Annotated in this window: 21 protein-coding genes and 1 pseudogene; 16 read left to right on the forward strand and 6 right to left on the reverse strand. The window is 72.8% G+C overall.

What is annotated here, in order from left to right; genetic code table 11:
* Window positions 1-67 precede the first annotated feature (67 nt).
* Window positions 68-934: an iron-sulfur protein gene (locus ACFWBY_RS14525; protein ID WP_385338269.1), complete on the reverse strand. Its 867-nt coding sequence runs from the start codon at window positions 932-934 to the stop codon at window positions 68-70.
* 243 nt (window positions 935-1,177) lie between these two features.
* Here ACFWBY_RS14525 and ACFWBY_RS14530 point away from each other — a divergent pair, with 243 nt between their 5' ends.
* The 10 genes and pseudogenes from ACFWBY_RS14530 to ACFWBY_RS14575 all read left to right on the forward strand — a co-directional run bounded on the left by ACFWBY_RS14530 (window position 1,178) and on the right by ACFWBY_RS14575 (window position 13,463).
* Window positions 1,178-2,374, forward strand: coding sequence for an acetyl-CoA carboxylase biotin carboxylase subunit family protein (locus ACFWBY_RS14530; protein ID WP_385338265.1), 1,197 nt, complete (start codon window positions 1,178-1,180; stop codon window positions 2,372-2,374).
* Window positions 2,371-4,176 carry an IucA/IucC family protein gene (locus ACFWBY_RS14535; RefSeq protein ID WP_385338262.1) on the forward strand — a complete coding sequence of 602 codons (1,806 nt, stop codon included), beginning with the start codon at window positions 2,371-2,373 and terminating at the stop codon, window positions 4,174-4,176. The genes ACFWBY_RS14530 and ACFWBY_RS14535 overlap by 4 nt, the downstream gene beginning before the upstream one ends.
* Window positions 4,173-5,459, forward strand: a complete 1,287-nt coding sequence (locus ACFWBY_RS14540; protein WP_385338259.1) for an MFS transporter — start codon at window positions 4,173-4,175, stop codon at window positions 5,457-5,459. The genes ACFWBY_RS14535 and ACFWBY_RS14540 overlap by 4 nt, the downstream gene beginning before the upstream one ends.
* A complete protein-coding gene (locus ACFWBY_RS14545) occupies window positions 5,459-7,279 on the forward strand; it encodes an IucA/IucC family protein (RefSeq protein WP_385338256.1) in 1,821 nt (606 codons plus the stop codon). Before ACFWBY_RS14540 ends, ACFWBY_RS14545 begins: the two co-directional genes overlap by 1 nt.
* The gene (locus ACFWBY_RS14550; RefSeq protein WP_385338253.1) at window positions 7,276-8,505 is read left to right on the forward strand and encodes a type III PLP-dependent enzyme; all 1,230 of its coding nucleotides are present in this window, start codon (window positions 7,276-7,278) and stop codon (window positions 8,503-8,505) included. Before ACFWBY_RS14545 ends, ACFWBY_RS14550 begins: the two co-directional genes overlap by 4 nt.
* Window positions 8,506-8,823: 318 nt before the next feature.
* Window positions 8,824-9,033, forward strand: a pseudogene (locus ACFWBY_RS14555) (2,3-dihydroxybenzoyl adenylate synthase); the annotation flags it as partial.
* Between the two features lie 116 nt (window positions 9,034-9,149).
* Window positions 9,150-9,578 (forward strand): DUF6153 family protein, encoded by a 429-nt coding sequence (locus ACFWBY_RS14560; protein ID WP_385338250.1) that lies wholly within the window; start codon window positions 9,150-9,152, stop codon window positions 9,576-9,578.
* 126 nt (window positions 9,579-9,704) lie between these two features.
* Window positions 9,705-10,394, forward strand: a complete 690-nt coding sequence (locus tag ACFWBY_RS14565) for a DUF305 domain-containing protein (RefSeq protein ID WP_385338247.1) — start codon at window positions 9,705-9,707, stop codon at window positions 10,392-10,394.
* An 85-nt stretch (window positions 10,395-10,479) separates the two neighbouring features.
* On the forward strand, window positions 10,480-11,040 hold the full coding sequence (locus tag ACFWBY_RS14570) for a DinB family protein (RefSeq protein WP_385338245.1): 561 nt from the start codon (window positions 10,480-10,482) through the stop codon (window positions 11,038-11,040).
* 296 nt (window positions 11,041-11,336) lie between these two features.
* Window positions 11,337-13,463, forward strand: coding sequence for a SpoIIE family protein phosphatase (locus ACFWBY_RS14575; protein WP_385338242.1), 2,127 nt, complete (start codon window positions 11,337-11,339; stop codon window positions 13,461-13,463).
* Window positions 13,464-13,750: 287 nt separating this feature from the next.
* On the opposite strand, the gene ACFWBY_RS14580 is transcribed toward ACFWBY_RS14575, so the two are convergent.
* Window positions 13,751-14,335 (reverse strand): TetR/AcrR family transcriptional regulator, encoded by a 585-nt coding sequence (locus tag ACFWBY_RS14580; RefSeq protein ID WP_385338239.1) that lies wholly within the window; start codon window positions 14,333-14,335, stop codon window positions 13,751-13,753.
* Window positions 14,336-14,407: 72 nt separating this feature from the next.
* Here ACFWBY_RS14580 and ACFWBY_RS14585 point away from each other — a divergent pair, with 72 nt between their 5' ends.
* Together ACFWBY_RS14585 and ACFWBY_RS14590 are read left to right on the forward strand one after the other, a co-directional pair.
* Window positions 14,408-15,634 carry an FAD-dependent monooxygenase gene (locus ACFWBY_RS14585; protein ID WP_385338236.1) on the forward strand — a complete coding sequence of 409 codons (1,227 nt, stop codon included), beginning with the start codon at window positions 14,408-14,410 and terminating at the stop codon, window positions 15,632-15,634.
* A complete protein-coding gene (locus ACFWBY_RS14590) occupies window positions 15,631-16,119 on the forward strand; it encodes a hypothetical protein (protein WP_385338233.1) in 489 nt (162 codons plus the stop codon). The genes ACFWBY_RS14585 and ACFWBY_RS14590 overlap by 4 nt, the downstream gene beginning before the upstream one ends.
* Here ACFWBY_RS14590 and ACFWBY_RS14595 read toward each other — a convergent pair.
* Window positions 16,109-17,377: an MFS transporter gene (locus tag ACFWBY_RS14595; RefSeq protein ID WP_385338230.1), complete on the reverse strand. Its 1,269-nt coding sequence runs from the start codon at window positions 17,375-17,377 to the stop codon at window positions 16,109-16,111. The two genes, ACFWBY_RS14590 and ACFWBY_RS14595, sit on opposite strands and share 11 nt — an antisense overlap.
* Window positions 17,358-17,993 carry a disulfide bond formation protein DsbA gene (locus ACFWBY_RS14600; RefSeq protein WP_385338227.1) on the reverse strand — a complete coding sequence of 212 codons (636 nt, stop codon included), beginning with the start codon at window positions 17,991-17,993 and terminating at the stop codon, window positions 17,358-17,360. The genes ACFWBY_RS14595 and ACFWBY_RS14600 overlap by 20 nt, the downstream gene beginning before the upstream one ends.
* Window positions 17,994-18,031: 38 nt before the next feature.
* Here ACFWBY_RS14600 and ACFWBY_RS14605 point away from each other — a divergent pair, with 38 nt between their 5' ends.
* Window positions 18,032-18,532: a MarR family winged helix-turn-helix transcriptional regulator gene (locus tag ACFWBY_RS14605; protein WP_385338224.1), complete on the forward strand. Its 501-nt coding sequence runs from the start codon at window positions 18,032-18,034 to the stop codon at window positions 18,530-18,532.
* Between the two features lie 178 nt (window positions 18,533-18,710).
* Here ACFWBY_RS14605 and ACFWBY_RS14610 read toward each other — a convergent pair whose 3' ends face one another.
* Window positions 18,711-19,019, reverse strand: coding sequence for a DUF6480 family protein (locus ACFWBY_RS14610; RefSeq protein ID WP_385338221.1), 309 nt, complete (start codon window positions 19,017-19,019; stop codon window positions 18,711-18,713).
* Window positions 19,020-19,147: 128 nt separating this feature from the next.
* Here ACFWBY_RS14610 and ACFWBY_RS14615 point away from each other — a divergent pair, with 128 nt between their 5' ends.
* Together ACFWBY_RS14615 and ACFWBY_RS14620 are read left to right on the forward strand one after the other, a co-directional pair.
* A complete protein-coding gene (locus tag ACFWBY_RS14615; protein ID WP_385338218.1) occupies window positions 19,148-19,603 on the forward strand; it encodes an STAS domain-containing protein in 456 nt (151 codons plus the stop codon).
* A gap of 133 nt (window positions 19,604-19,736) precedes the next feature.
* Window positions 19,737-19,868 (forward strand): hypothetical protein, encoded by a 132-nt coding sequence (locus tag ACFWBY_RS14620; protein WP_385338215.1) that lies wholly within the window; start codon window positions 19,737-19,739, stop codon window positions 19,866-19,868.
* A 205-nt stretch (window positions 19,869-20,073) separates the two neighbouring features.
* Here the strand turns inward: ACFWBY_RS14620 and ACFWBY_RS14625 are convergent, their stop codons facing one another.
* Entirely contained in the window at window positions 20,074-21,144 is a 1,071-nt protein-coding gene (locus ACFWBY_RS14625) for a serine hydrolase domain-containing protein (protein ID WP_385338275.1), read from the reverse strand.
* 557 nt (window positions 21,145-21,701) lie between these two features.
* Here ACFWBY_RS14625 and ACFWBY_RS14630 point away from each other — a divergent pair.
* Window positions 21,702-24,118: collagenase (locus ACFWBY_RS14630; RefSeq protein ID WP_385409661.1), on the forward strand; the 2,417-nt coding region annotated here is incomplete at its 3' end.

Genomic DNA, 24,118 nt, shown 5'->3' on the forward strand with positions numbered 1-24,118 from the left:
GCCGCGGCCGCCGCGCCCCGCCCGGGGCCGGCCCTTCGGTATGCAGGGGCGGGAGCGCGGGGACCGCTCAGCCCTCTCCCTCGATCCGGCGCAACCGCTCGGCGTCGCAGGTCCGGGGGCACGTCGCGCAGGCCCGGGCCGTGTCCAGGGTGTAGTACATGCAGCAGCCGAGCCGCGTCCGGGTCGGGTGCAGCCGCCCGGAGCGGTCCGCGAGCCGCCTGAAGCCGGCGCCGCCGGGGAAGGGCGCTATGGCGGTGGGGAGCAGCTCGGTCGCCTCGCGCACCGCACGGTCCTCCTGGCCGAGGGCGCGCCCGAGGTACCAGATGCCGGAGACGAGGTCGTCGGCGACCATGCCCCACAAGGCCCGGTCCCGGCGACGGACGCGCGGACCGATCGCGGACAGCAGCGGCCTGACGTGATCGGCGACGGCCGCGCGCAACTCGGCGCGCAGCGCCTCCTCGTCGGCGACGGTACGGGCTCCGGGCAGGTGCGAGGCCGGGTCGCCGGGCAGGCACGCGAATCCGGCCGCCGGAACGATCTCGAACGTGCCGGTCGAGAGGTCTGCGCGCACTTCGCGCGGACGGATGCGCGGTACGCGGCGTTCCAGGTACCAGGCGCCGCTCATCAGCAGGCTGACGGACCAGAGGTAGTCGTGCAGCGCGCGCGACGCGGCGACATCGGGGCGCGGCTCGTGCCCGTGCCCTGCCCGGATACGGGCGGCCTCGGCGGCGACGAAGGCGTCCAGGGCCGCGTGGTCCCCGGCCGGTTCCGCGAGTTCCGCGCCGTTGACCCAGCGTCCGGGCCGTGCGGGGCCGGTGGCCACGCGGACGTCCAGGGCCTCGCAGAGGGCCGCGAGGCGACCGTAGGTCCGCGCGAGCGTGGCGGCGGCCGGTGCCGTCCGTACGGGTGACGCGGAGCGCGGGACCGTGGTCATCGGTTGTCGATCATGTGCGGCACGGAAACTCCGGTTACGGGAGAGTAGGTAAGCCTTACCTTAACCCAATGCTTTATGATCATGACAGCACACCACCGGCCGCGTCTCGAAGCCGAGTTGAGGCTAAGGTTTGGCTAACCTAAGCTGAAGCTGCCGGCTGATAGCGAATCCGCCGGCACTGAGGCGTGCCGGAAAACGGTCGGCCTGCTCCCCCACAGTTCGGAATCGGAAGGGGCTCAGCCCATGCGGTTGTACCTGCTCGCACTCAACCCCACAGACTCGGTCACCGAGGGGTTCCTCCCCGCCGCGTCCCGGCTCGGCCTCGACGTCACCGTCCTCACCGACCAGCCCGAAGCCCACCGCCGCACGGCGCCGGACGTCGAGGTCCTGGAGTGCGACGTACGCGACTTCCGCGCGATCATCACCCGGATATCGACCCACGACGCGCCCGACGCCGTGTTCACCAACAGCGATCACCTCCAGACCCAGGCAGCCCTGGCCGCCGACTACTTCGGCCTCCCCGCCAAGGACTGGCGGACGGCGCTGCGCGTCAAGGACAAGGCCCAGATGCGCCGCCACCTCACCGCGAGCGGACTCGACGCGGTGTGGTCCACGGAGCTGGCGCCCGGTCAGGACCCGGCCGGCCTCACCGCCCTCGACGTGCCCTACCCGTGCGTGGTCAAGCCCCGCGAGGGCGTGGCCAGCGAGGACGTGGTCCTGGTCGACGGACCCGAGGAACTCGCACTGCGCTGCAAGGAGATCCAGTCCCGCCGGCCGCAGGCGGCCCTGGTGGTCGAGGAGTACCTCGCCGGCGAACTGTGCAGCCTGGAGACCCTCGGCGACGGACGGGTCCGCCACGTGCTGGGCGGCTTCCGCACGCGGCTGTCCGCACCCCCGTACTTCATCGAGGAGCGCTGCACCTTCGTCGCGGCCCACCCCGAGCCGATCGTCGAGCAGGTCCTCGCCCAGCTCGACGCCCTCGGCGTCGGATTCGGCGTCTGCCACACGGAGTTCGTGGTGGAAGACGGCCGGGCCCGCATCATCGAGGTCAACTACCGGGCCATCGGGGACCAGATCGACCTCATGCTCGCGCGACTGCTGGACATCCCGCTGTTCGAGCACGTCCTGCGCACCCACCTGGGCGAGCCGCTGCCCGCCGACCTCGGCGCCCGCACGGACGGCGTCGCCCTCGTCGACTACCCGTGCGCCCGGAGCGCCGGCACGCTCACGGCGGCGCCCGAGGCCGCCGACCTCGTCGTGGACGGGGTGGAGCTGACGTACCGGCCGCTGCGCGCCCTGGAGGAGCGGCACGAGTTGTACCACACCAACCGCGACTACATCGGAGTGCTGCGCGCGCTCGGGCACGACACGGACCGCGAGAGCGTCGAACGCGTCGCCGCCGACTACCTCGCGGCCCAGCACTGGGAGATCACCCCGTGAGCGCGACCGCCCCGGCCGCCACGGCCACCGCCACCTGCCCCGACACCGGCACCGGCAGTTCCGAAGCGGAACTCCTCCTCCGCGTCCTCGGCGCCCTCCTGCGGGAGGACGTGGCCGGCCTGCGCACCCGCACCACGCCGGTCGACCGTACGGACGGGCGCTGGCTGCGGCTGCCCGCCGACGACGGCGACGCCCTGCTCCTGCCCGTCGTCGCGGACGGCTACCAGAGCGAGTACGCCGCCCGGCTGCCGCTGCTCGCCCGGGAGTCCGACGGCCACCCGCTCACCACGCACGAGGAAGTCCTCGAGGCCCTGAGCGCGCTCGCCGACCCCGCCGACCGGGGCGGTTTCGAAGCCTTCGCCGAGGAGTGCCGCCAGACCCTCGCGACCATGCGCCTGCACGGCCTCACCCAGGACGAGGTCGCCGCCACCCTGACCGCCGAGCACGGCGCCGAACCCGCCGACTGGACGGGCCTGGAGGGCGGGCTCGCCCACGACACCCTCGCGGCGCGCCTCGACCACCCCGTGTACCCCACCGCGCGCGGACGCTCCGGTCTCGGTGAAGACCAACTGCGTTCCTACGCGCCCGAGTTCCACCCGCGCTTCGCGCTGCGCTGGATCGCCGTGCCGCACGAGGACCTCACCGTGGCCGGCGGCCCGGCCGCGCTGCCCGCCGTCTGGCCCACGCCGGCCGCACTCGGTCTGCCCGAGCTCGACGGCAGCCACCTCGCCCTTCCCGTGCACCCGCTCACCGTCGGCGTGCCGCTGCGCGAGGCCTTGGCCGCCGCGGGCCTGACCGACCGGGCCGTCCTCGCCGAGCGCCCGTACCTGGACGTCGTCCCCACGCTGTCCATGCGGACGGTCGCCGTCACCGGTGACCCCACCCTGCACATCAAGGTCCCGATGGCCACCGCCACCCTGGGCCTGCGCAACCGCCGGATCATCCGGCCCGGCTTCCTCGCCGACGGCGTCGCGGGCCAGCGACTGCTGGAAACCGTCATCGCCCGCGAACCGCGTTTCCAGGGCGTGATCCTGCACGCCGACGAGACCGTCCACGCCCACGCCGGCCACGAACTCCTCGCCGCGCTCTGCCGCCGCTACCCGGCCGGTCTCGACGACGCCGTCGTCACCCCGCTCGCGGCGCTGCTCGCCGAAGCCCCCGGCGGGCGGCTGCTGATCGACCACCTCGCCGACCGGTTCTACGGCGGCGACCCGATCGCCCTGCTCGACGCCTACCTTCGGCTGCTCCTCGACTGGCAGACGACCCTGTTCGGCTACGGCATCGCCCTGGAGTCGCACCAGCAGAACATCTCCCTCGTGCTCGACCGCGGGCCCGCCGGTGCCACCCGGGTGCGGCTGCTCCTCAAGGACGACGACAGCCCGCGCGTCAACGCGGCCCGCGTGCGCGCGACGCTCGGCGCCGACGCCCCGCTCGACTTCGACGACGCCCGCGTCCTGTGCGACGACGACCGCCCCCTCACCGACATGTTCACCACGATCACCCTGCACCTGTGCGCCGGTTCGTACGCCTTCGGGCTGGCCCGGCACGGCCGTGCGCAGGCCCGGACCCTGCTGGACCTCGTACGCGACCGGCTCACCGAGGCGGTCGGACGGCTCGGCGCGGGACCGGGAGAGCCCGGCGCCACGCTGCGCGCCCGGGTCCTGGACGCCCCGCAGCTGCCGATCAAGGCGATGGTCAGCGCGGGGACCCTGCTCAGCAAGGAACGCTCGGGCGCCGCCGACATCAACAAGCACTACACCACCGGCCCCAACTACCTGCTGCGTCGAGAGGGTTCGCAGTGAGCGCGAGCGCTCCCCCCGACCGGCGCGGGGCAGCCCCGGCCTCCGCTCCCGAGCCCCGCCCGTCCCTCGCCCGCAGACAGGTGCACGCCGTCGCCGGATGCTACTTCGTGGCCTCCTTCGCCGCGCTCGGCCTGCCTCCCTTCCTCACCGAGATCCTCCCGGAACTCGGCGACCACGACGCGAGCCTGGCCGGCGTGCTCTACATCGTCCCCACCGTCTTCGCGGCCGTCGGTGCCCCCCTGTGGGGACGCCTCGCCGACAGGTTCGGCCGCAAACGACTGCTCCTGCGCGCCCAGTTGGGCCTGGCGGTGTCCTTCCTGCTGGCGGGCTGGGCCGACTCGATCGCCGCCTTCACCACGGCCCTGGTGCTCCAGGGCGTCCTCGGCGGCACCTTCGCCGCCTCCAACGGCTACCTGGGCGCAGCACTGGAGGGCCCGCAACTGTCCAAGGCCCTCACCCTGATGCAGGGGGCCGCCCGCGCCGCCCTGGTCTTCGCTCCGATCGCGGTGGGCAGCCTCTCCCCCTGGCTGTCACCGCACCGCCAGTACGCCCTCCTGGCCGTCCTTCCGCTGACGGCCGCGGCGCTGATCGCCGCGCTGCCCGAATCCCGCGGCGTACGGACGGAGCCCCGGGAGCGGCCCGCGGACGGCGACGGCCCGGCGGCCGCGAAGCAGGACGAAGGCCTCGCCCGCGCCGCGCGCACGACCTCACTGCACGGTCTGTACGCCCTGGAGTTCGCCTTCGTCTTCTCCACGGTCATCTCCTTCCCGTACCTGATCTCGCTCATCGACGAGCGGATCCCCGGCACCTCCCCGGCGGTCTCCGGCATCCTGTTCGCCCTGCCCCACCTGTGCTACCTCGCCGCCGCGATGTGGGTGCACTCGACCTTCCACCACCGCCCCCGCCTCGGCGTCGCGCTCGGCTTCGCCTGCATAGCCGCCGGCCTGGCCGGACACGGGCTCGCCCATTCGCTCGCCACCCTGGTCACCGTGCGCCTGCTGCTCGGCGCGGGCCTCACCCTCGGCCTCGTCTGCCTCTCGGTGATGGCCTCCGACTGCGCCAAAGGCCGCGCCCCGGGCGGGCTGTTCGGCTCGATCGAGTTCTTCTCCAAAGCCGGCGCCGTCTTCGCGGGCCTGGCCGCAGCCGTGGGCAACAGCCTCTACGGCCCGACCGCGCCCGTGCTCACCGGTACCGCCGTGGCGGTGGTCACGGTCTGCGTGAGCGCCCTGCAGGCCCTGGACCGTCGTTCCCCCCGCTCTCTCCGCACCCGCTGGAGCCGTTGATGTCCCTCACCGATGCGATCGGTACCGCCTCCGCCGCCACCCGCGCCGCCGCCCCCTCCACCGCGCCGGCCGGGCTGCCCACGGCCGACGAGGCCGTCGCCCACACCCTCCTGAACTGCCTGCTGCGCGAGCTGTCCGGGCCGGAACACCAGACCGCCGTGGAGGACGGCCGCCTGCTGCTGTGGCTGCCCCGCCGCGGGGTGCTCCTGCGCGCCGCCCTGCGCCGGACCTCGCTGCTGGGCGCGCACCGGTTCACCGGACCGGTCCGGGAGCGGCAGGAAGGGGGCTGGGCCGAGATCGGCTGGCGCCGCCTCGCCGAGTACGTCCACGACGAACTGGCCCTGCGGACCGACGTGCGCAACGAGGAGTTCCTGGAACAGGTCGCCTCGAGCCACCAGGCCGTGTCGGCCGCCCTCGCCCTGCGCGCCGACCGGCCCGCCAAGGACATCGTCGTCGGGGACGGCGACGGGCTCGCCGCCTACGTGGAGTCCGAGCAGTCCCTCGTCTTCGGCCACCGCTTCCACCCCACCCCGAAGGCCCGCAGCGGCGACACCGCCTCCTGGCTCGCCTACGCGCCCGAGACCGGCGCATCCTTCCCGCTGCGCCACCTCGCCGTCCGCGAGCACCTGATCGCTCAGGAGACCGCCACCGAGGGAGCGGCCGGGGCCTTCGACCGGCTCCGCACGGACGTGCCCGAGGGCTACCGGCTGCTGCCCGCGCACCCGTGGCAGTACGAGATGCTGAGCGGGCACCCGCAGCTGCGTGCGGCCTTCGACCGCGGCGACATCCTGGACCTCGGCGTCGGCGGCAAGCCCTTCGCCGCCACGGCGTCGGTGCGCACGCTGTACGACGGAACCGCCTTCCTGAAGTTCAGCCTCAACATCCGCATCACCAACTGCCTGCGCAAGAACTCCAGTTACGAGCTCTCCGGTGCGGTCGCCCTGACCCGGCTGCTGGCCCCGGTCCTCGCCGACCTGGAGACGCGCTTCCCGGGCACCGCCATGCTCCGCGAGCCCGCCTACCGCAGCATCGCCCTGCCCGGGCCCGACGGCACCCCGGACCGCTCCCTCCTCGAGGGTTTCGGCGTGATCCTCCGGGAGGGCCTGCTCGACCGCCTCATGCCCGGCACCACCCCCCTGCTCGCCGCCGCCGTCGCCGACGAGTACCCCACCGGGCCGGGACACATCTCGCGCCTGCTGGCAGACGCCTCCCCGCAGACGGCCCTCGACTGGTGGACCGCCTACCTCAAGCTGCTCGTCCCGCCGGTCATGGCCGCGTACTTCGACCACGGACTCGTCTTGGAGCCGCACCTGCAGAACGTCGTCGTCTGCGTCGACGAGGAGGGCATGCCGGCCCAGGTCCTCTTCCGCGACCTGGAGGGCACCAAGCTGGTCCCCGAGCAGCACGCGGACCTCCTCGCCGCCCTGCCGGCCGACGTCGCGACCCCGATGACGTACGACGCCCAGCGCGGCTGGGACCGGGTCGTGTACTGCCTGCTGGTCAACCACGTCGCCGAGATGCTCGCCGCCCTCGCCGACCTGCACCCGCACGCGGAAGCCGCCCTGTGGGCCCAGGTCCGCGCCACCCTCCAGGCGTACGCCGACCGGCACGGCTGCCCGCCGCGGCTGGCCGCGCTGCTCGCCGGGGTGCCGCTGCCCGCGAAGGCCAACCTGCTCACCCGCTGGGAACGCAAGGCCGACCGCGACGCCGGCTACGTCCGGCTCGCCTCCCCGCTCGCCGAGGACGTGCTGTCCCAGGTACTGGGGAGCCACACCGACCACGACCTCGAACACGAAGCCGACACCCGGAGCGCCCGATGACCACCCCGACCCCCGCGGTGCGCGACCGCCTGCTCGCCATCGACAGTGCCGAACTGCCCGCCTACCTCTACGACCTGACCTCGCTGCGCGAGCACGCCGCCGCCATCCGGGCCGCCCTGCCGCAGCGCGTCGAGCTGTACTACGCGGCCAAGGCCAACCCGGAGGCGGAGATCCTGGCCGCCCTCGGCCCCTACGTGGACGGCTACGAGGTCTCCTCCGGCGGCGAACTCGCCCACGTGGCCAAGGCCGCGCCGGGCCGCCCGCTCGCCTTCAGCGGACCCGGCAAGACGCCCGCGGAGCTCACCACCGCCCTCGAACTGGGCGTGGAGCGCTTCCACGTGGAGAGCCTGCACGAACTGCGCGTGCTGGCCGCACTCGCCGCCCGCACCGGGGCCGGCGCAGCCGACCGCCCCGTCCCCGGAGTCCTCCTCCGCTTCAACCTCCCCCTGGCCGCCGCCTCCCTCGAAGGCAGCTCGCTGGCGATGGGGGGCCGGCCGACCCCCTTCGGGCTCGACCCCGCCGAGGCCGACGAGGCCGTCCGCCTGCTCACCGACGGCACTTGCCCGCAGCTCCGGCTGCTGGGCACCCACGCCCACCTCGCCAGCGGCCTCGACGCCGCGGAGCAGCTCGCCGTCGCCGAATCCGTCGTCGCCTGGTCCGCGGGCCTCGCCGCCCGGCACCGGATCCGGCTCGCCGAGGTCAACGTGGGCGGAGGCATGAGCGTCGACTACGCGGCCCCGGAGCGCCGCTTCGACTGGACGGCGTACGGGACGGGCCTCGACCGCATCGCGCGGGCCCACCCGGACCTCACCCTGCGGATCGAGCCGGGTCGCGCGGTGAGCGCGTACTGCGGCTGGTACGCCACCGAGGTGCTGGACGTCAAGCACAGCCACGGCGAGGAGTTCGCCGTGGTCCGCGGCGGCACGCACCACATGCGGACCCCTGCGACCAAGGGACACGACCAGCCCTGCACCGTGCTTCCCGTGAGCGAGTGGCCCCACCCCTGGCCCAGGCCGGCCGCCGCCGCCGAACGGGTCACCCTCACCGGCCAGCTCTGCACACCGAAGGACCTGCTGTCGCGGAACGTGCCGGCCCCCGGCCTGCGGGCCGGAGACCGTGTCGCCTTCGGGCTCGCGGGCGCCTACGCCTGGAACATCTCCCACCACGACTTCCTGATGCACCCGCGGCCCGGCTTCCACTTCCTCACGCCGCGGCCGCCGGCGTAGGGAACGAGCCCGGTCCTCGAACCGTCCTTCCTGGTCAGCGGCGGTCCTTGGTCTTTCCACTGAGCGTCCCCGCCGTCGATGGTCGGGAAAGCACATTGTGTACGGGTGTGTTGGCGGATTGGATGGCCAGGGCCAGGACGGCGGGGGCCGCCCCCGCCTCGGAGGGGGCGGTACGCGGTCGCGTCGAGGCGGCGTACCGGAAGGACGTGCAGGGGGAAGCGGATGGCATCGATGCTCGACGGCTGCACGCCCTGGCCCGAGGGGTTCGTCGACCGCTACTGGGCGGCCGGGCACGGGCGCGGCAACACGCTGGACAACGTCGACGGCGAGGGCGAGGACGTGCCCGACGGGGCGCCCGGTGAGCTCCTCGCCCGCGGTCCGTACACCCCGCGCGGCTACTACCGGGAGCCCGGCCGCACCGCACGCTCCTTCACGGCCGACGGCTACTTCCGCACCGGCGCCCTCGCGCGGCGCACGCCGGACGGCAACCTGATCGTGACCGGCCTCGCCGGTCCGTCCGGCTCGTGACGGGCAGGGCCGGCGCGCCGCGGTGCGGGCGGCGGCGGTCGCACCCCACCGCGGCCCCTACGCCGGGTGGCGGCGCTCACGCGGCCGCCCGAGGGTGCCGCTCGTACGATGACCGCATGACGAGCACGTCGCAGCCGACGAGGCGCCGCCCTGCCGGGCGCGGCCTCCTGCTGTTGGTGCTCGCGGTGCTGGCAGGCGTACTGGCGATGCACGGCCTGGGCCCCGGCGTGGCGCCGTCCGGCCCGCGCACGGTCGCCACAGGCGGGCACGGCGCCGAGGGGATGAGCCCCGAAGCTGCCCGTGCCGGCGCCGCGCACCCCGCAGGTGAAGCCTGCTCGCACACCTCCGGGGGAACGGGTCACGCCCTTCACGCGGACGCGACCTGCGCCGCGACCGGCGTCGCCTCTCCGTACGCGCCGCCCGCCCCGGCCCCTGCCCTCGACGCCACGGCCCCGGACGCGCCGGCCCCGGGCACCGTCACCGCGCTGACCGGGACCGGGCGCGCGCCGCCCGATCCGGCCCGGCTGCAACTCCTGCGGATATAGGGCGACTCGCACGGCACCCCGCCTCCCGGCCACACCGGGTGAAAGGGGCCGTACCGAAGGCCATGCCCTCATTTCCGCATCGGCGCACGCCCGTTCCAGGGCTGCGCGTCAAGGAGTCGTACCCCCATGAACCAGCACGTCATCCGCCGTACCGCCGTCCTCGCCGCCCTGGGCGCGGCCTCGCTCGTCCTCGCCGCCTGCGGGGCGGGCGCCGACCCCTCCACCGGGCACGACGGCCACGGCTCGACGGCGCCCGCCCCTTCGTCCGCGACGGCCGGTTCACCGGCTGCGGCCGCTGCTCCCGCCGACCCCGCTTCGCCCGCCCCGCCCACTACACCCGCCACGCCCGCGCAAGGACAGCACAACGCCGCCGACGTCGCCTTCGCGCAGGGGATGATCCCCCACCACCGCCAGGCCGTCGAGATGGCCGGCCTCGCCTCCACCCGGGCGCAGTCGGCCGAGGTGAAGGAGCTCGCCGACGAGATCAGGAAGGCTCAGGACCCGGAGATCCGCACGATGTCCGGATGGCTGGCCTCGTGGGGTGAGCAGGTGCCCGCCGAGGGAGCGGTGGACCACTCCGGACACGGCGGCGCCGGGATGATGACGACCGAGGAGATGGAGAAGCTGGAGCAGTCCTCGGGCGAGGCGTTCGACACCGCCTTCACGCAGTTGATGATCAAGCACCACGAGGGCGCTGTGGCGATGGCGAAGAAGGAGAAGTCCGACGGCGCCTTCCCCGTGGCCAAGGCCATGGCCGATGCGATCATCACGCAGCAGACGGCCGAGATCGCCAGGATGAACGGCCTGCTCGGCTGAACGGGACGTCCTCAACGGGGACGACCGTGACTCCTGTTGGCAATCTCGTTGGCGAAGTCCGGGCCGCGCGGGCGAATATGCACACATGAGTGAGCAACCCGCACGATGGAGCCAGTCGACCGTCTACCCCGACATGTGGGCCGATCCGGACGACGACCCCCGCAACGGTGACGGAGTCGGTGCGGACGGCGAGCTCGCCACGCTGCTGGGCTTCCTGACTGACTACCGCACGACCCTGCGGATGAAGTGCGAGGGCTTGGACGCGGAGCAGTTGGCCCGGCGGTCGGTTCCGCCGTCGACGATGTCCCTGCTCGGCCTGATCCGCCACCTCGCGGAGGTGGAACGGGACTGGCGCAACTGGATCAGCGACGGCGAACCACTGCCGAAGCTGTACGGCGAGCGTGACGCGGACTTCGGCGGAGCCGTCGCCGACCGGGCCGCGGTCGACGCCGCGTACCGCGACCTGGCGCGCGAGCAGGACGCGACCGACGCGGCGCTGGCCGGGCACCCGGACCTGGGCGAGCGTCTGGCGAAGGACGGGATCGCCGTACGGGAGCTGATGGTGCACAGGATCGAGGAGTACGCCCGCCATTGCGGGCACGCCGACCTGCTGCGCGAGTGCGTTGACGGAAGGGTGGGCCAGTGAGGCGTTCCGGATGAGGCCTTCCACGGCTCCCTGACACCGCCCGAGGTGCTCCCGCGGGCGACCTGGGGCACGGTGGGAGGACTGGGCGACGGCGACGGGGCAGGCACGAGCGCGGGGAAGGCACCTTGGGAAGGCACCTTTCCCCGTGCTCGCCCGTCGGCCCGCAGCGGGCGGACGGCGCAAGGCCGCCGCCCGGCCGCCGCCGGAGGAGGATGGGAGGAGGGTCGCCAGGCGCGAGGTGAGGGGACTGGATCGTCGGGCCGAGGCCCGCCGCAGTGGGTGAAGGAGGTCCGGTCATGAGCGCGTCCGAGGCGTTCCATACCGAGCCCGGCCCCGTGGGAGTGGTTCCCTCCGAGCCCGGCGGGCTGCTGGACGTCCTGAGCGTGGCCGCGGTGGTCCTGGACTCCGAGGGCCGGATCACCTTCTGGAGCCCGCAGGCCCAAGAACTGTTCGGCTGGTCCGCCAAGGAGGCGCTGGGCGCCTACGCCGCCGAGCTGCTCGTCGCCGAGGAGTACGTCGACCTGGTCCTGGAGCTCTTCGCCAAGGTCATGGCCGGTGGCGGCGCCTGGGCCGGGGTCTTCCCCGTGCGGCGCGAGGACGGTTCCACGAAGCTGGTGGAGTTCCGCAACATGCGGCTCACGGACGAGCACGGAGGCGTGTTCGCGCTGGGGATCGCCTGCGACGAGGCCGTTCTGCGCGGTGTGGAGCGGGACCTGGCCCTGTCGGTCCCGCTGGTGGCGCAGTCCCCGCTGGGGCTCGCGGTGCTGGACACCGACCTGCGCTACGTCCTGGTCAACCCGACGCTGGAACGGATCAACGGCCTGCCCGCCGATCAGCATCTGGGCCGGACGGTCCGGGAAGCCCTGCCGTTCCTGGACACCGAGGTGATCGAAGCCTCCATGCGTCAGGTCCTGGAGACGGGCGTTCCGATGCTGGACCAGTTCGCCATCGGGCGGACTCCCGCCGATCCGGACCGGGAACACGCCTGGTCGGGCTCGTACTACCGGCTGGAGGACCCCGGCGGGCGGGTGATCGGTGTCGCCCTGTCGATGGTGGACGTCACCGACAGTTATCAATCGGCCGCGGTGGCCGCCGAGGCCCGTAGGCGCCTGGACCTCATCGCCCGGGCGTCGGTGACCGTCGGAACCACGCTGAACCTGAGGCGCACGGCGCGCGAGCTCGCCGATCTCGTCGTCGGCGACTTGGCCGACCTCGCCTCCGTCGACGTCCTGGACTCCGTCCTGGAGGGCAGCGCGACCACGGCGCCCGGGCCGGGGGCGGGACAGGCGCTGTTCATGGCCCTGGCGGTGGCGGCGTCCTACGAGACGGACGCCGTCCGCGCCGCCGACCCGGTGGGCGAGCGCACCACCTACCCGGCCGAGCGCCTGGTCACTCGCTGCGTGACCACCGGGCGCCCCGTCCTGGTGTCGCACATCGCCCGCCCGGACCTGCGGCGCATCGCGCGCAACGAGGCGGCGGCGGACCTCCTGGCCCGAGCGGGCGCGCACTCCTACCTGGCCGTGCCCCTGACCGCGCGCGGCCAAGTCCTCGGCGTCCTCGGCCTCGTCCGCACGCGCAACCCGGTCCCCTTCAACCACGACGACGCCGCGCTGGCCGTCGAGCTCGCCACCCGCGCCGCCATCGCCATCGACAACGCCCGCTGGTACCAGCACGCGGCCGACACCGCGCTCACCCTGCAACGGCACCTCCTGCCACACCCCCCGCCCGAGGTCGCCGGCCTCCAGATCGCCTACCGCTACCAGCCCTCCGCGGCGGCCAGTGGGATCGGCGGCGACTGGTTCGACGCGATCCCGCAGTCCAAGGACAAGACCGCCCTCGTGGTCGGCGACGTCATGGGACACGGTGTCCGAGCCGCGGCCACCATGGGACAGCTGCGCACGGCCACGCGCACGCTCGCGGACCTCGGCATCGACCCCGCCCGCGTCCTGCGCCACCTCGACCACATCACCACCGGACTGGACCAGACCATCGCGACCTGCGTCTACGCCACCTTCGACCCCCACCGCTCCCGCTGCCGCGTCGCCCTCGCCGGCCACCCGCCTCCCGTCGTGATCCGGGCGGGGCAGGCACCCGTACTGCTCGACCTACCCGCCGGCGTACCGCTCGGCACCGGCGGTCTCGGCGGAGCCGACTTCCGGACCACCGTCCTCGACCTGACCCCGGGCGACCGGCTGGTGCTGTACACCGACGGCCTCGTCGAAACCCGCGACGAGGCCCTTGACGACCGCCTCGACCTGCTCCTCAGCCTCCTCACCGATCCCGGACTCTCACCGGAGGCGACCTGCGACCGGCTCCTGGCCGCTCTTCGACACCCCGACGCCGCGGACGACGTCGCCCTCGTCATCGCCCACGTACGCCCGCACCCGCCCTCCGACGACGACGCGGCCGCCGCAGGACGGTGACCGGGTTGGACCGGCGGCGCATCTCCGCGGGCTCCCCGGGCAGTCGCCGGACACGAAACGATCCCCGCGCGCAGGCCGCTCGTACTGGTTGGATACGTCCCCGATGCCGTCCTTCGCCGCCGCCTCAGGGGCCACGGAGGCGGACGTCGCGGTCATCGGCAGTGGCATCGTCGGCCTCAGCACGGCCCGGGAGCTCGCCCGGCGGGGCGCTGGAGCGACGGGACCCCGAAGGGCTCTGATCCGGCCGGCTGGTCGCGCCCGGGGCACGAACCGGGGAAGGAAGCCGGTCAGGCCGAAAGCGCGGCGTCGAGCATCCGCCGGACCACCGCGGTCAGCTCGGTCACATCGGGCAGCGGGCGGGTCGCGGCCAGCGCGCCGGCGAGGTGGTCGTAGAGCAGTCCGTCGGTCCAGGCGACGAGGAGGTCCGCCGCCTGCGTCGGCCGGGGAGCCCCGAGGGCCGCCAGCAGGGTGGCGGCCCTGTCCCGTGCGGCGAGCCCGGCGGTCCGCAGGTCGGCGCGCAGCTCGGGCCGGCGGGTTGCCTCCAGGCTGAGCTCGAAGCGGGCGAGCTGGCGGTCGCGGGCCGCCGTCAGCCAGTGGTGCAGCAGCGCGGCCATCGCGTCGGCGGCGGAGTCCCGGTCCGGGCGGCCGTGGTCCGCTTCCCAGCGGTCGACGTCGGCGACCGAGAGTGCGGCCAGGCGGAGGTAGCAAGCGCTGATCAGGGCGGCGCGGGTGCGGAAGTAGTACGACGTGCTGCCTGCGGGCAGGCCTGCGGCGGCATCGACCGCGCGGTGGGTCAGGCCGCGCAGCCCGGCGGAGGCAACCGTGCCGATGGCGGCGTCGGCGATCAGGTCTCGGCGGTCGGGGTTGGACATACCCGCACTCTACAGATGTAGAGTGCGGGTCATCGGCCTCTACACCTGTAGAGGCGAGAGGGGGAAGTCGCCATGGGTGTTCGTCATGCCGTTGTGGCCGGCGGCGGAATCGGGGGCCTGGCCGCGGCGGTGGGCCTGAGCCGGCGCGGATGGCGCGTCACCGTGTGCGAACGGGCCGGCGCACTCACCGGCATCGGCGCCGGCATCGTGCTCGCGCCGAACGCGCTGCGAGCCCTGGATTCGATCGGCTTGGGACCCGGCCTGTGGGCGGGTGACGCCTTGCCCTGCCAGGTCGGACTGCGCACGCCCGACGGCACGTGGCTGAGCCGGTCCGACAGCGGCGCGGTGGCCGCGCGCTACGGGCTCTGCGCCCACGCCGTCCACCGCGGCTTCCTGATCGACGCCCTCGCGGCCGCGCTGCCGGCCGGCGCCCTCCACCTCGGCGTGTCGGTGACCGGCGTGGACGACGCGGGGGACGCCGTGGCCGTACGCACGTCGGCGGGCGACCTGCGCGCCGACGTCGTCCTGGCGGCGGACGGCATCCACAGCGCGCTGCGCGGGCAGCTCTTCCCCGGCCACCGAGGGCTGCGTCACGCCGGTGAAGCCGGATGGCGGGCGGTGCTGCCCGGTACGAGCCCGCCTGTTCGGCAAGCCGCCGAAACCTGGGGGCGGGGCGAGCGGTTCGGGGTCGTCCCCCTCGCCGACGGCCGCCTCTACGTCTACGCCACCGCCGTGTGCGCTCCCGGAGCGAGCCCGGCCGACCACCGTGCCGAGCTGACCCGGCGCTTCGGCTCGTGGCACGATCCGATACCCGCGCTCCTGGACCGGCTGGCTCAGGGCGACCCGGACCCGGTCGGCGTGCTCCACCACGATATCCTGGAACTGGCCGAGCCCCTGCCCCAGTTCCACCTCGGCCGGGTGGCCCTGCTCGGCGACGCGGCCCACGCGATGACCCCCAACATGGGCCAGGGCGGCTGCCAGGCCATCGAGGACGCCGTCGTCGCGGCGCACGTCCTCGGATCCGCCGACGACGTGCCCTCCGCCCTCGCCGCCTATACGAAGGCCAGGCTCCGCCGCACCACCCGGATCAGCCGTCGCTCCCGGCGCATCGGCGAACTCGCCCGGCTTTCCCACCCCCTTGCCGCTTCCCTCCGGAACCTGGCCGTACGCGCCACGCCGCAGGCGCTGTCGCTGAGAGCCCTGGACACGGTCCTGGGCTGGCAACCGCCCTCCAACCCGGCCCCGGCCCCGGCCCCGGGAAACGTCAACGCCAACATCAACGTCAAGGAGCAACGGTGAACACCACGGTCACGCCTCGCCCCCTGCGCCGGGCGGCCCCCGTCCGGGCCTTCACGCTCGGCGCCTACGGCCTCGTCTTCCTCGGCGCCGGCCACCTCGCCCTTTCCGCCGCCTCATCGCTGGCCACGCGGACGGAGCGGCAACGTGAACTCGACGCCGCCATGCGGGAGTCCACCTTCGCCCTGCTCGGTCTGCAGCGCACGGTCCTCGATGTCTTCAACGGCCTCAGCGTCGCCATGGCCTTCTTCAGCGTCACCTGCGGCCTCCTGATCCTCGCCGCCGTGCGTCACTCCCCCACCCTCGTGCAGCGCCGCACCGCCTTCGGATGGATCGCCCTCACCTCCTCCCTGGCCGCCCTGGTGGTTTCCGTCCTCCTGCTGCCCCCGCCGCCGATCATCGTCCTCACGATCACCAGCTGCGCTTTCGCCGTGTCACTGCGCGGGGCGGCTCCCGCGGCTCCCGGGAACCGGACGGTCAGGTCATGACCTCCGCGGCGGCGGGGGCTTCGCCGGGGACGCGCACGACGTGGGCCGGCAGGAGGCGCTCGGTGTGCAGCAGGATCGCGGCGCCGGTCAGGACCATCAGGGCGAGCACCGTCCACAGGTGCCACCGCCCGGCGTCGAGCAGGAATCCCAGGAGCGCGGGCGCGAGGGTGCGGCAGAGGGACCAGGACAGCTGATAGGTCGCCAGGTAGCGCCCGCGCAGGTGGTCGGGGGCAGCCTGGACCGACAGTCCCTGCGACGGTGCGGAGTGGATGAGTTCTCCGGCGGTGTAGAGCGCCGCTACCGCCAGGACGGCGACGACCGCGTCGGCGCCGACCGCGTCGGCGCCTCCGAAGAGCTGGGGAAGGGCCGCGAAGGCGGCGAAGGACAGCGCGAAGACGAACGCGCCGAACGCGGCCGTCCGCGTGCGCCTTCCCCGGAGGGTCAAGCGGGCGACCGGGACACCGAGTGCGGCGACCAGGACCGTGTTGAGCGCGAACACGGCTCCGGCCAGGGCGTCGGGCATGCCGACGTCGCGGGTGAGGAAGACGGGCAGGGCGATGGCCTGGGTGGTGTAGCCGAAGGCGATCAGGAAGTTGGCCGTCGTGATGAGCAGGTAGGGCCGGTCGGCGAGGACCTGCCGGTATCCGCCCCCGGCACCCCGCGGCGCCCCGGCCCTGCCGTGGACGGCCGGGATCCGGGCGACCAGTACCGCGGCGAGGGTGAAGACCGCGGCGAGCACCGCGGCGGCGGCGGTGAAACCGGTGCTGCCGTTCCATGCCAGCATGCCCGCCGCCGCCAGGCTGCCGAACCCCATGCCGGCGTTGCGCAGGCTGCGGTCCCAGGCCAGCAGTCGGTCACGCTCGGCCCCTCGGGCCATGTCGCCGATGAGAGCGTGCTGGCTGGGCGACGAGGCCCACATCCCCACCGCTACGACCGTGGCGATCGCCAGGAAGGCGGGGTAGGAGTCGGCGAACGGGTAGGCGGCGAACCCGGCCGCCCGCAAGGCGAGAACGCCGATGAGCACCCGCCGGCCGCCGAACCGGTCGATGAGGACGCCCGCGACGGGCATGAACGCCAGGGCACAGAGCCCGGCGACGGTCAGCCCCGCACCGATCGACGTCAGCGACAGGCCGGTGAGCGAGTGGACGAACAGCATCGTCAGCGGCACGTACACGCCGTCGCCGATCGAGCCGACCATGCTCGCGCCGATGAGCCGGCGCCGGGTCCGGACGCCGGGTTCAGCGGAAGTCGAGCGCACCGCGGCCCCGCTTCAGTTCGGCGAACCCTCGCGTCCCGGCCAGCGTCCGAACGGCGTGGAACAGGCGGACCGCCTCCTCGCCCCTCGGGACGGAGGTGAGGACGGGGCCGAAGAAGCCGACGCCGTCGACGGTGACGACGGGAGTCCCGGCCTCTTCGCCGACGGCGTCCTGTCCATCCCGGTGGCTCTCGCGCAGGGCCGCGTCGAACTCGTCGGCCTGCGCGGCCTTGGCCAGGGACGCGGGCAGGCCGAGTCGGTCGAGGGACTGGGTGATGACCGCGTCGTAGTCCTTGTCGCGCGCTCCGTGGATGCGCTCGCCGAGCGCCGTGTACAGCTCGCGCAGGACGGTGCTGCCGTGGAGCACTTCGGCGGCCGCGCACACCCGGGCCGGCCCCCAGGCACGGTCGTTGAACTCGCGGTACCACGGCTCGAGTTCACGGTGCTCGTTGAGTACGGACAGGCTCACGATGCGGAAGCGCAGGTCGACGGGGTGGAGCCGTTCGACTTCGAGCAGCCATCGGGAGGTGGTCCAGGCGAACGGGCAGGCGGGGTCGAAGTAGCAGACGACCGCCGCGGCGGCCTGAGGGCCGGCCCCGGGCACATCGATCTCTTCCATGGAAGATATATATCATCCGCGGAAGATAAGGTGAAGGCATGCAGACCGACGCCCTCACCGCCATCGTCGAACAGTGGAAACGCGAGCGCCCCGACCTGGACGCGGCACCGATGCTCGTCATCGGCCGCCTCCTGCGACTGGCCGACACGCTGGACCGGCGGCTGCGCCCGCCCTTCCAAGCCGCGGGCCTCGGCAGCGGCGACTTCGACGTGCTGGCGGCGCTCCGGCGTTCCGGGGAGCCTTACGCGCTGTCCGCAGGTGAACTCAGCCGGACCGTCCTCGTGACCACGGGCGCGATCACCAAACGCGTCGACCGGCTCGAAGCCCGGGGACTGGTCGGCAGATCCGTCGCCGACACCGATTCGCGCGGTCGCCTGATCACCCTCACCCCCGAGGGCGTCGACCTCACCGACGAGCTCATCGCCGTCCACCTGGACAACCAGCGCCGCCTCCTCGCCGGCCTCGGCGTCGACGAGCAGACCCACCTCGCCCACCTGCTCGAGCGCTTCGCCTCGACGCTGGCCCCGGAGGACGACTGAACGGCGCGCACCCGCGGATCGACGCCGCGACCCTGCTTGCGTCCGGGAGGCGTGAAGGGTGTCCGCCCCTGACGGTGACAGGCGGCCAGGGCTTCCAGCACCGGGGCTTTCGAATGGTCCATGGTCGGCGCCTGCCCCTGTTCCGCGCGCGGGGGCGACGCCCCGCCTCCTGCCCGTCTCAGGTGTTCAGCACGATGGCGTAGGCGAGGAAGAAGAGGGCGACGGCCGGCGCCGGCACGATGATGAGCACGAGCGGGCCCTTGGCCCAGCCCCGCTTGAGCGGCCGGTACGGCCCGGCGCCGGAAGCGGTGCTCGACTCGGCGGGCGGGGTCTCGCCCGGCGGGACTCCCCCGCCGGCTTCGAGGCCTGGAGTGGTGCGCGGGTCCGGGTCCGGGGGGAGACGCTCATCGTTCTCACTCCTCTTTTCAGGGAGTACGGGACGTTCGGGAACCCGGGCGGCGACTACCCCCGCCCGCCTCTCTGACACGCTCGACGCGGCGCGGCCGGAAGCCTTGCGGGGACCGAGGGAACGGAGCCAGAATCGAGAGGGGCCGGCTGCCCGGTCGTACCGGCGCCGCCCGCATCACCCCCCTCCGCGCGGCGAGGTGAGACGCCATGGAACGCGCATTCCACATCACGCTGAGGCAGTACGGTCCGACGGTCTACCTGGCTCCGGCCGGTGAACTCGACCTGGACGCCCGACCGGCCTTCGAGGACGCGTACGGCGCGGTGGACGAGGGCACCACGGTGGTGGCCTGCGACATGAACCTCGTCCCCTTCATGGACGTATGCGGCCTGCACTGCCTGCTGTGCCTCGCCGCGCACGCGCAGGCCAGGGGAGTGACGCTGTTCGCCTACAACTGGCGCCGCCAGCCACTGCGGCTGCTCGACGTGATCGACGGGGTGGACCGGTCGGACCCGCGGAGCACGTCCGGCCGGCGGTCGGCGACCGCCGCCCTGCGCCAAGGTCTCGGGGCCCGGGCGCGTGCGGCCCGGGTCGCCGGCGCGCGGGCGGCCGGTGCGGAGCACGCCGCCGCGGTGGGCGCCGGCGGGTGTCGCCCGCCGCGGTGACGCGCGCGACGGTCGGGTGCCGCAGGTTGGCGCCGCGCCGGGCCGGGCGAGGCCCGAGCCGGTCCACGGACGACATCGCCCCAGGCAGGCGCGGAGGAGCAACCCGGAAGCCGGAGCCACGAGGGAGGCCCCGATGACTACTGCCCGCGAGATCATGACGGAAGGCGCCGAGTGCGTCGGCGCGGAGGATGGTGGCCCAGGCCGACGTGGCCGCGCCCTGCCCGAGGCGAAGGTCGGCGACCTCCTGGAGACGCTGTCCAGCTGACCGCCCAAGATCGGCCGACAACGAGATACGAAGGCAACCGAACGCGCCGGCCGGTACCTCCGAGACCCCGGAAAGGGTCCGAAGGCGCCGGCCGGCGGATTCCACTTCGCAACGCCCCGGACACCCAGGTGGCCGGTCCCGTCGGGGTCCGGCTCCTGGACGGGCGACGGCCGCGCCGGGGACCCGAAGACACCAGAGGTCTCCGTCAGCGGCAGAGGGCCGTGTCCACGACATCGTCCAGATGACCCGTGGTCGCCCCGTCGGTCGGGATGCTGGTCACCGCGACGTTCGCGGCGCGGCCGTCGTCGGTGACTCCGCCCCGGGTCTCGTATCCGGGAATGTCACCGCCGTGGCCCCAGTAGACACCGCCGCACGACAGCGGCCTGCTCATGAGCCCCAGTCCGTAGCCGGCGCCGGTGTCCCCGATGGCGACGGTGGTACGCATCTGGGTGAGTTGCGCCGCCGGGAGGAGACTGCCGGCCATGAGCTCGGTGAAGAACCGGTTGAGGTCGGAGTTGGTGGAGATCATCTGGCCTGCCGCCCAGCCCACGGAGGGGTCGATCTCGGTGACGTCACGCAGAGGTGCTCCTGCCGAGTCCTTTTGGTAGCCGTGGGGATGGGGTTCACGGATGGTCATGTCGCCGGTGGCGGGGAAGTAGGTGTGGCGCAGTCCTATGCGCTGGATGACGCGCCGGTCGATCTCCTCGGCGAGGGGGCGGCCGGTGATCTTCTGGATGATCAGGCCGGCCACCACGTAGTTCGTGTTGCTGTAAGCCCATTTCTTCCCGGGCTCGAAGTCGGCGTCGTTCTGGAAGGCGATGTCGAGCAGGTCCCGGGGTTCGAGGTACCGGTGCTCGCGGAGGGCCCCGTCGACGAGGCTTTCGTAGTCGGGAAGTCCACTGGTGTGCTGGAGGAGTTGACGGACGGTGATGCGGCGTCCGTCGATCCCCTCTCCGCGTACGAGACCCGGCAGATAGGTGTCCACCTTGGCCTCGAGGTCGATCTTTCCCTCACCGACCAGCTGTAGTACGACCACTGCGGTGAACGGCTTGGTGTTGCTTCCGATCCGCACCTGACCGTCCTTGGGCACCTTCGAGCCGGTGGCGAGGTCGCCGACTCCAGCGGTGTAGGAACGGGTGCGGCCCGCCCGGTCCTTGACGCTCGCCAGCGCGGCGGGCAGGCCGTCGGTGCGTACCAGCGCGTTCAGACCCTGCTGGACCGCGTCCGGCCTGGCGGCAGCGGACGCCGCGGGCAATGCCGGCGCACCCACCGTCATGAGGCCCACGGCCAACACGATTGCGGCCGGTACGGTTGCGCGCCGGCCGGCCCGTCGCTGCCGGACTGGTCGCTGCCGGGCGGGTCGTTGCCGGACGGAAGAACGAAGCCTCTGCCATGCCTGCTCGCGCACGTGCCAACTCCTGCGGAATCGTTGGGAAGCAGCGGTATCTGCCGGGCCCAGCTTTTCCGATCGCGACCGCCGGGACGATCCCGCTACCCGCCCGGCCCAGGTGGGGCTAACCCCCCGGACGCCCGACACTTCGCATTCCGGCCCGGGCAGCGCAAGGCACCGCCGCACACCGCGCCGACGACCCCGGACAGTCGCGGGCGAACCGGGCGCGCATGCCCGGGAATCCGGGTTCGACGGGGCCTCAGATGCCGAAAAGTGGCGCTCGGGGACTTCCAGAGCCATGTGATGTGTGCCATGTTACATCGTACTTACCGTGTGCACGACAGAGCTGGAATCCCCACCAACTCCCTTGGGTGCCACGGTCCGTACTCGACATACGCCGTGTTCCCAGCACGGCCGCAGACCGCCTCGGAGGCCCACCCCCCATGCGATGTTCCCCCACGAAGAAAGGCCGCATCCGGCCTTTCATAGCCGCCTTGGCCTGCTCCATGGGCCTGACCATGCTGGCCCCCGTCGGCCAGGCTTTCGCCGGTGAGCCCAGGCCCACCACCCCGGCACCGTCCTGGGCGTCCGGCATAGCCCCGCAGCCTTCGACGGAGGCGGCCGCGGCCTCCGCGCTGAACGCCGAGCACGCCGCCCTGCCGAACACGGACCTGTCCGAGCGGGCTCCGCTCCGGGCCGTCAAGGACCCGTCGCAGAGCGAACAGTTCAAGGCCAAGCCGCAATCGGCTCCCGGAGCCGACGGCCTCGCCGCGGCCTGCAACATCGCGGACTTCACGTCGAAGACCGGCAGTGCGCTGGTCCAGCAGATCAAGACCTCCGAGATGGACTGCGTGAACTCGCTGTTCCTGCTCAAGGGCCCCGACGCGAAGGCCGCCTTCCGCGAGGCGCAGATGGTCTCGGTCGCCGATGCGCTGCGCTCCAATGCCTCCAACTACCCTGGCGACAACAGCACTTCGGTCGGACAGTTGGTGCTCTATCTGCGCGCCGGCTACTTCGTGCAGTGGTACAACGCCTCCACCGTCGGCACCTACGGCCCGGCCCTGAAGAGCTCGATCCAGGGAGCCCTGGACACCTTCTTCGCCGCGCCGCGCTCCAGGGACGTGACCGAGGCCAACGGCAAGACGCTGTCCGAGGCGGTCATCCTCGTCGACAGCGCCCAGCAGAACGCCCGCTACCTCAGCGTGGTCAAGCGCATGCTGACCGGCTACAACTCCAGCTACGACAGCTCCTGGTCGATGGTCGCGGCGGTCAACAACGCCTACAGCATCCTGTTCCGCGGCCATCAGACCCCGGAGTTCCTGCCCGCCGTGCAGGCCGACCCGAGCCTCTTCACCGTGCTGCGCGACTTCGCCGTCGCCCACGACGGCCTGCTGGGCACCGACAAGTCCTATCTGACTGCCAACGCCGGCCGTGAACTCGGCCGCTTCCTGCAGCACTCGGCGCTCCAGGCGACGGTTCGGCCGCTCGTCAAGCAGCTGCTCGACCGCGGCGCCATCACCGGGCGGACCTCTTCGCTCTGGGTGCCGCTGGCCGCGATGACCTCTTCGTACGACAAGGCCAACTGCGCCTACTACGGGACCTGCGACCTGCCGAACCGGGCGCGTGCCGCCGTGCTGACGGTCAAGCACACGTGCAGCCCCAGCCTGCGGATCGTCGCGCAGCAGATGACCGCCGCCGAACTCGCCGCCAGCTGTACGAGTCTGGCGAACCAGGACGCCTTCTTCCACAACGTGGTCAAGGACGGCGGCCCGGTCGCGGACGACAACAACACCAACCTCGAAGTGGTGGCGTTCGACTCCAGCGCCGACTACCAGACGTACGCCGGCGTCATCTTCGACATCAACACCAACAACGGCGGCATGTACCTGGAGGGCAACCCGGCCACCGTCGGGAACCAGCCGCGCTTCATCGCCTACGAGGCGGAGTGGGCACGGCCGGAGTTCCAGATCTGGAACCTCAACCACGAGTACACCCACTACCTCGACGGCCGCTTCGACATGTACGGCGACTTCAACGCGGGCATGAAGACCCCCACCGTGATGTGGGTCGAGGGCCTGGCGGAGTACATCTCGTACTCCTACCGCAACGTCGCCAACGATCGCGCGGCCGCCGAGGCGGGCAAGAACACCTACAAGCTCAGCACGCTGTTCGACACCACCTACGACAACTCCGACTCCAACCGCGTCTACCAGTGGGGCTACCTGGCGGTCCGCTACCTGAACCAGTCGCACCCGCAGGACGTGGCAGCGCTGCTCGGCCACTACCGCACCGGCAACTGGGCGGCCGCCCGCACCCTGCTCACCTCCACCATCGGCACCCGCTACGACGCGGACTTCGCCGCCTGGCTGGCCAAGTGCGCCGCCGGTGACTGTGGCGGTTCCACCAATCCGCCGACCAACAAGGCCCCGGTGGCCGGCTTCTCCGCCGCGGTGAACGCTCTGGCGGTCAACTTCACCGACGCTTCCACCGACGCGGACGGCACCATCGCCTCCCGCTCCTGGAACTTCGGTGACGGCACCAGCTCCACCGCCGTCAACCCGGCCAAGACCTACGCCACGGCGGGCACCTACACCGTCCGGCTCACCGTCACCGACAACAAGGGCGCCACTGCCAGCACCAGCAAGGCGGTCACCGTCGGCACCGCCGGTCCCGGCGAGTGCGCCAACGCGGACACCCGCGTGCTGGGCGACAACTGCCGCCGCTCCAACGTCTCCGCCAAGACCGGGGACTACCGCTACTTCTACCTCAACGTCCCGGCCGGCACCTCCTCGCTGAAGATCACCGTCTCGGGCGGCACCGGCAACGCCGACCTCTACTACAGCCCCACCACCTGGGCCAC

Origin of the sequence: Streptomyces sp. NPDC060049 (assembly GCF_042736715.1) — a bacterium.
Classification (GTDB): domain Bacteria; phylum Actinomycetota; class Actinomycetes; order Streptomycetales; family Streptomycetaceae; genus Streptomyces.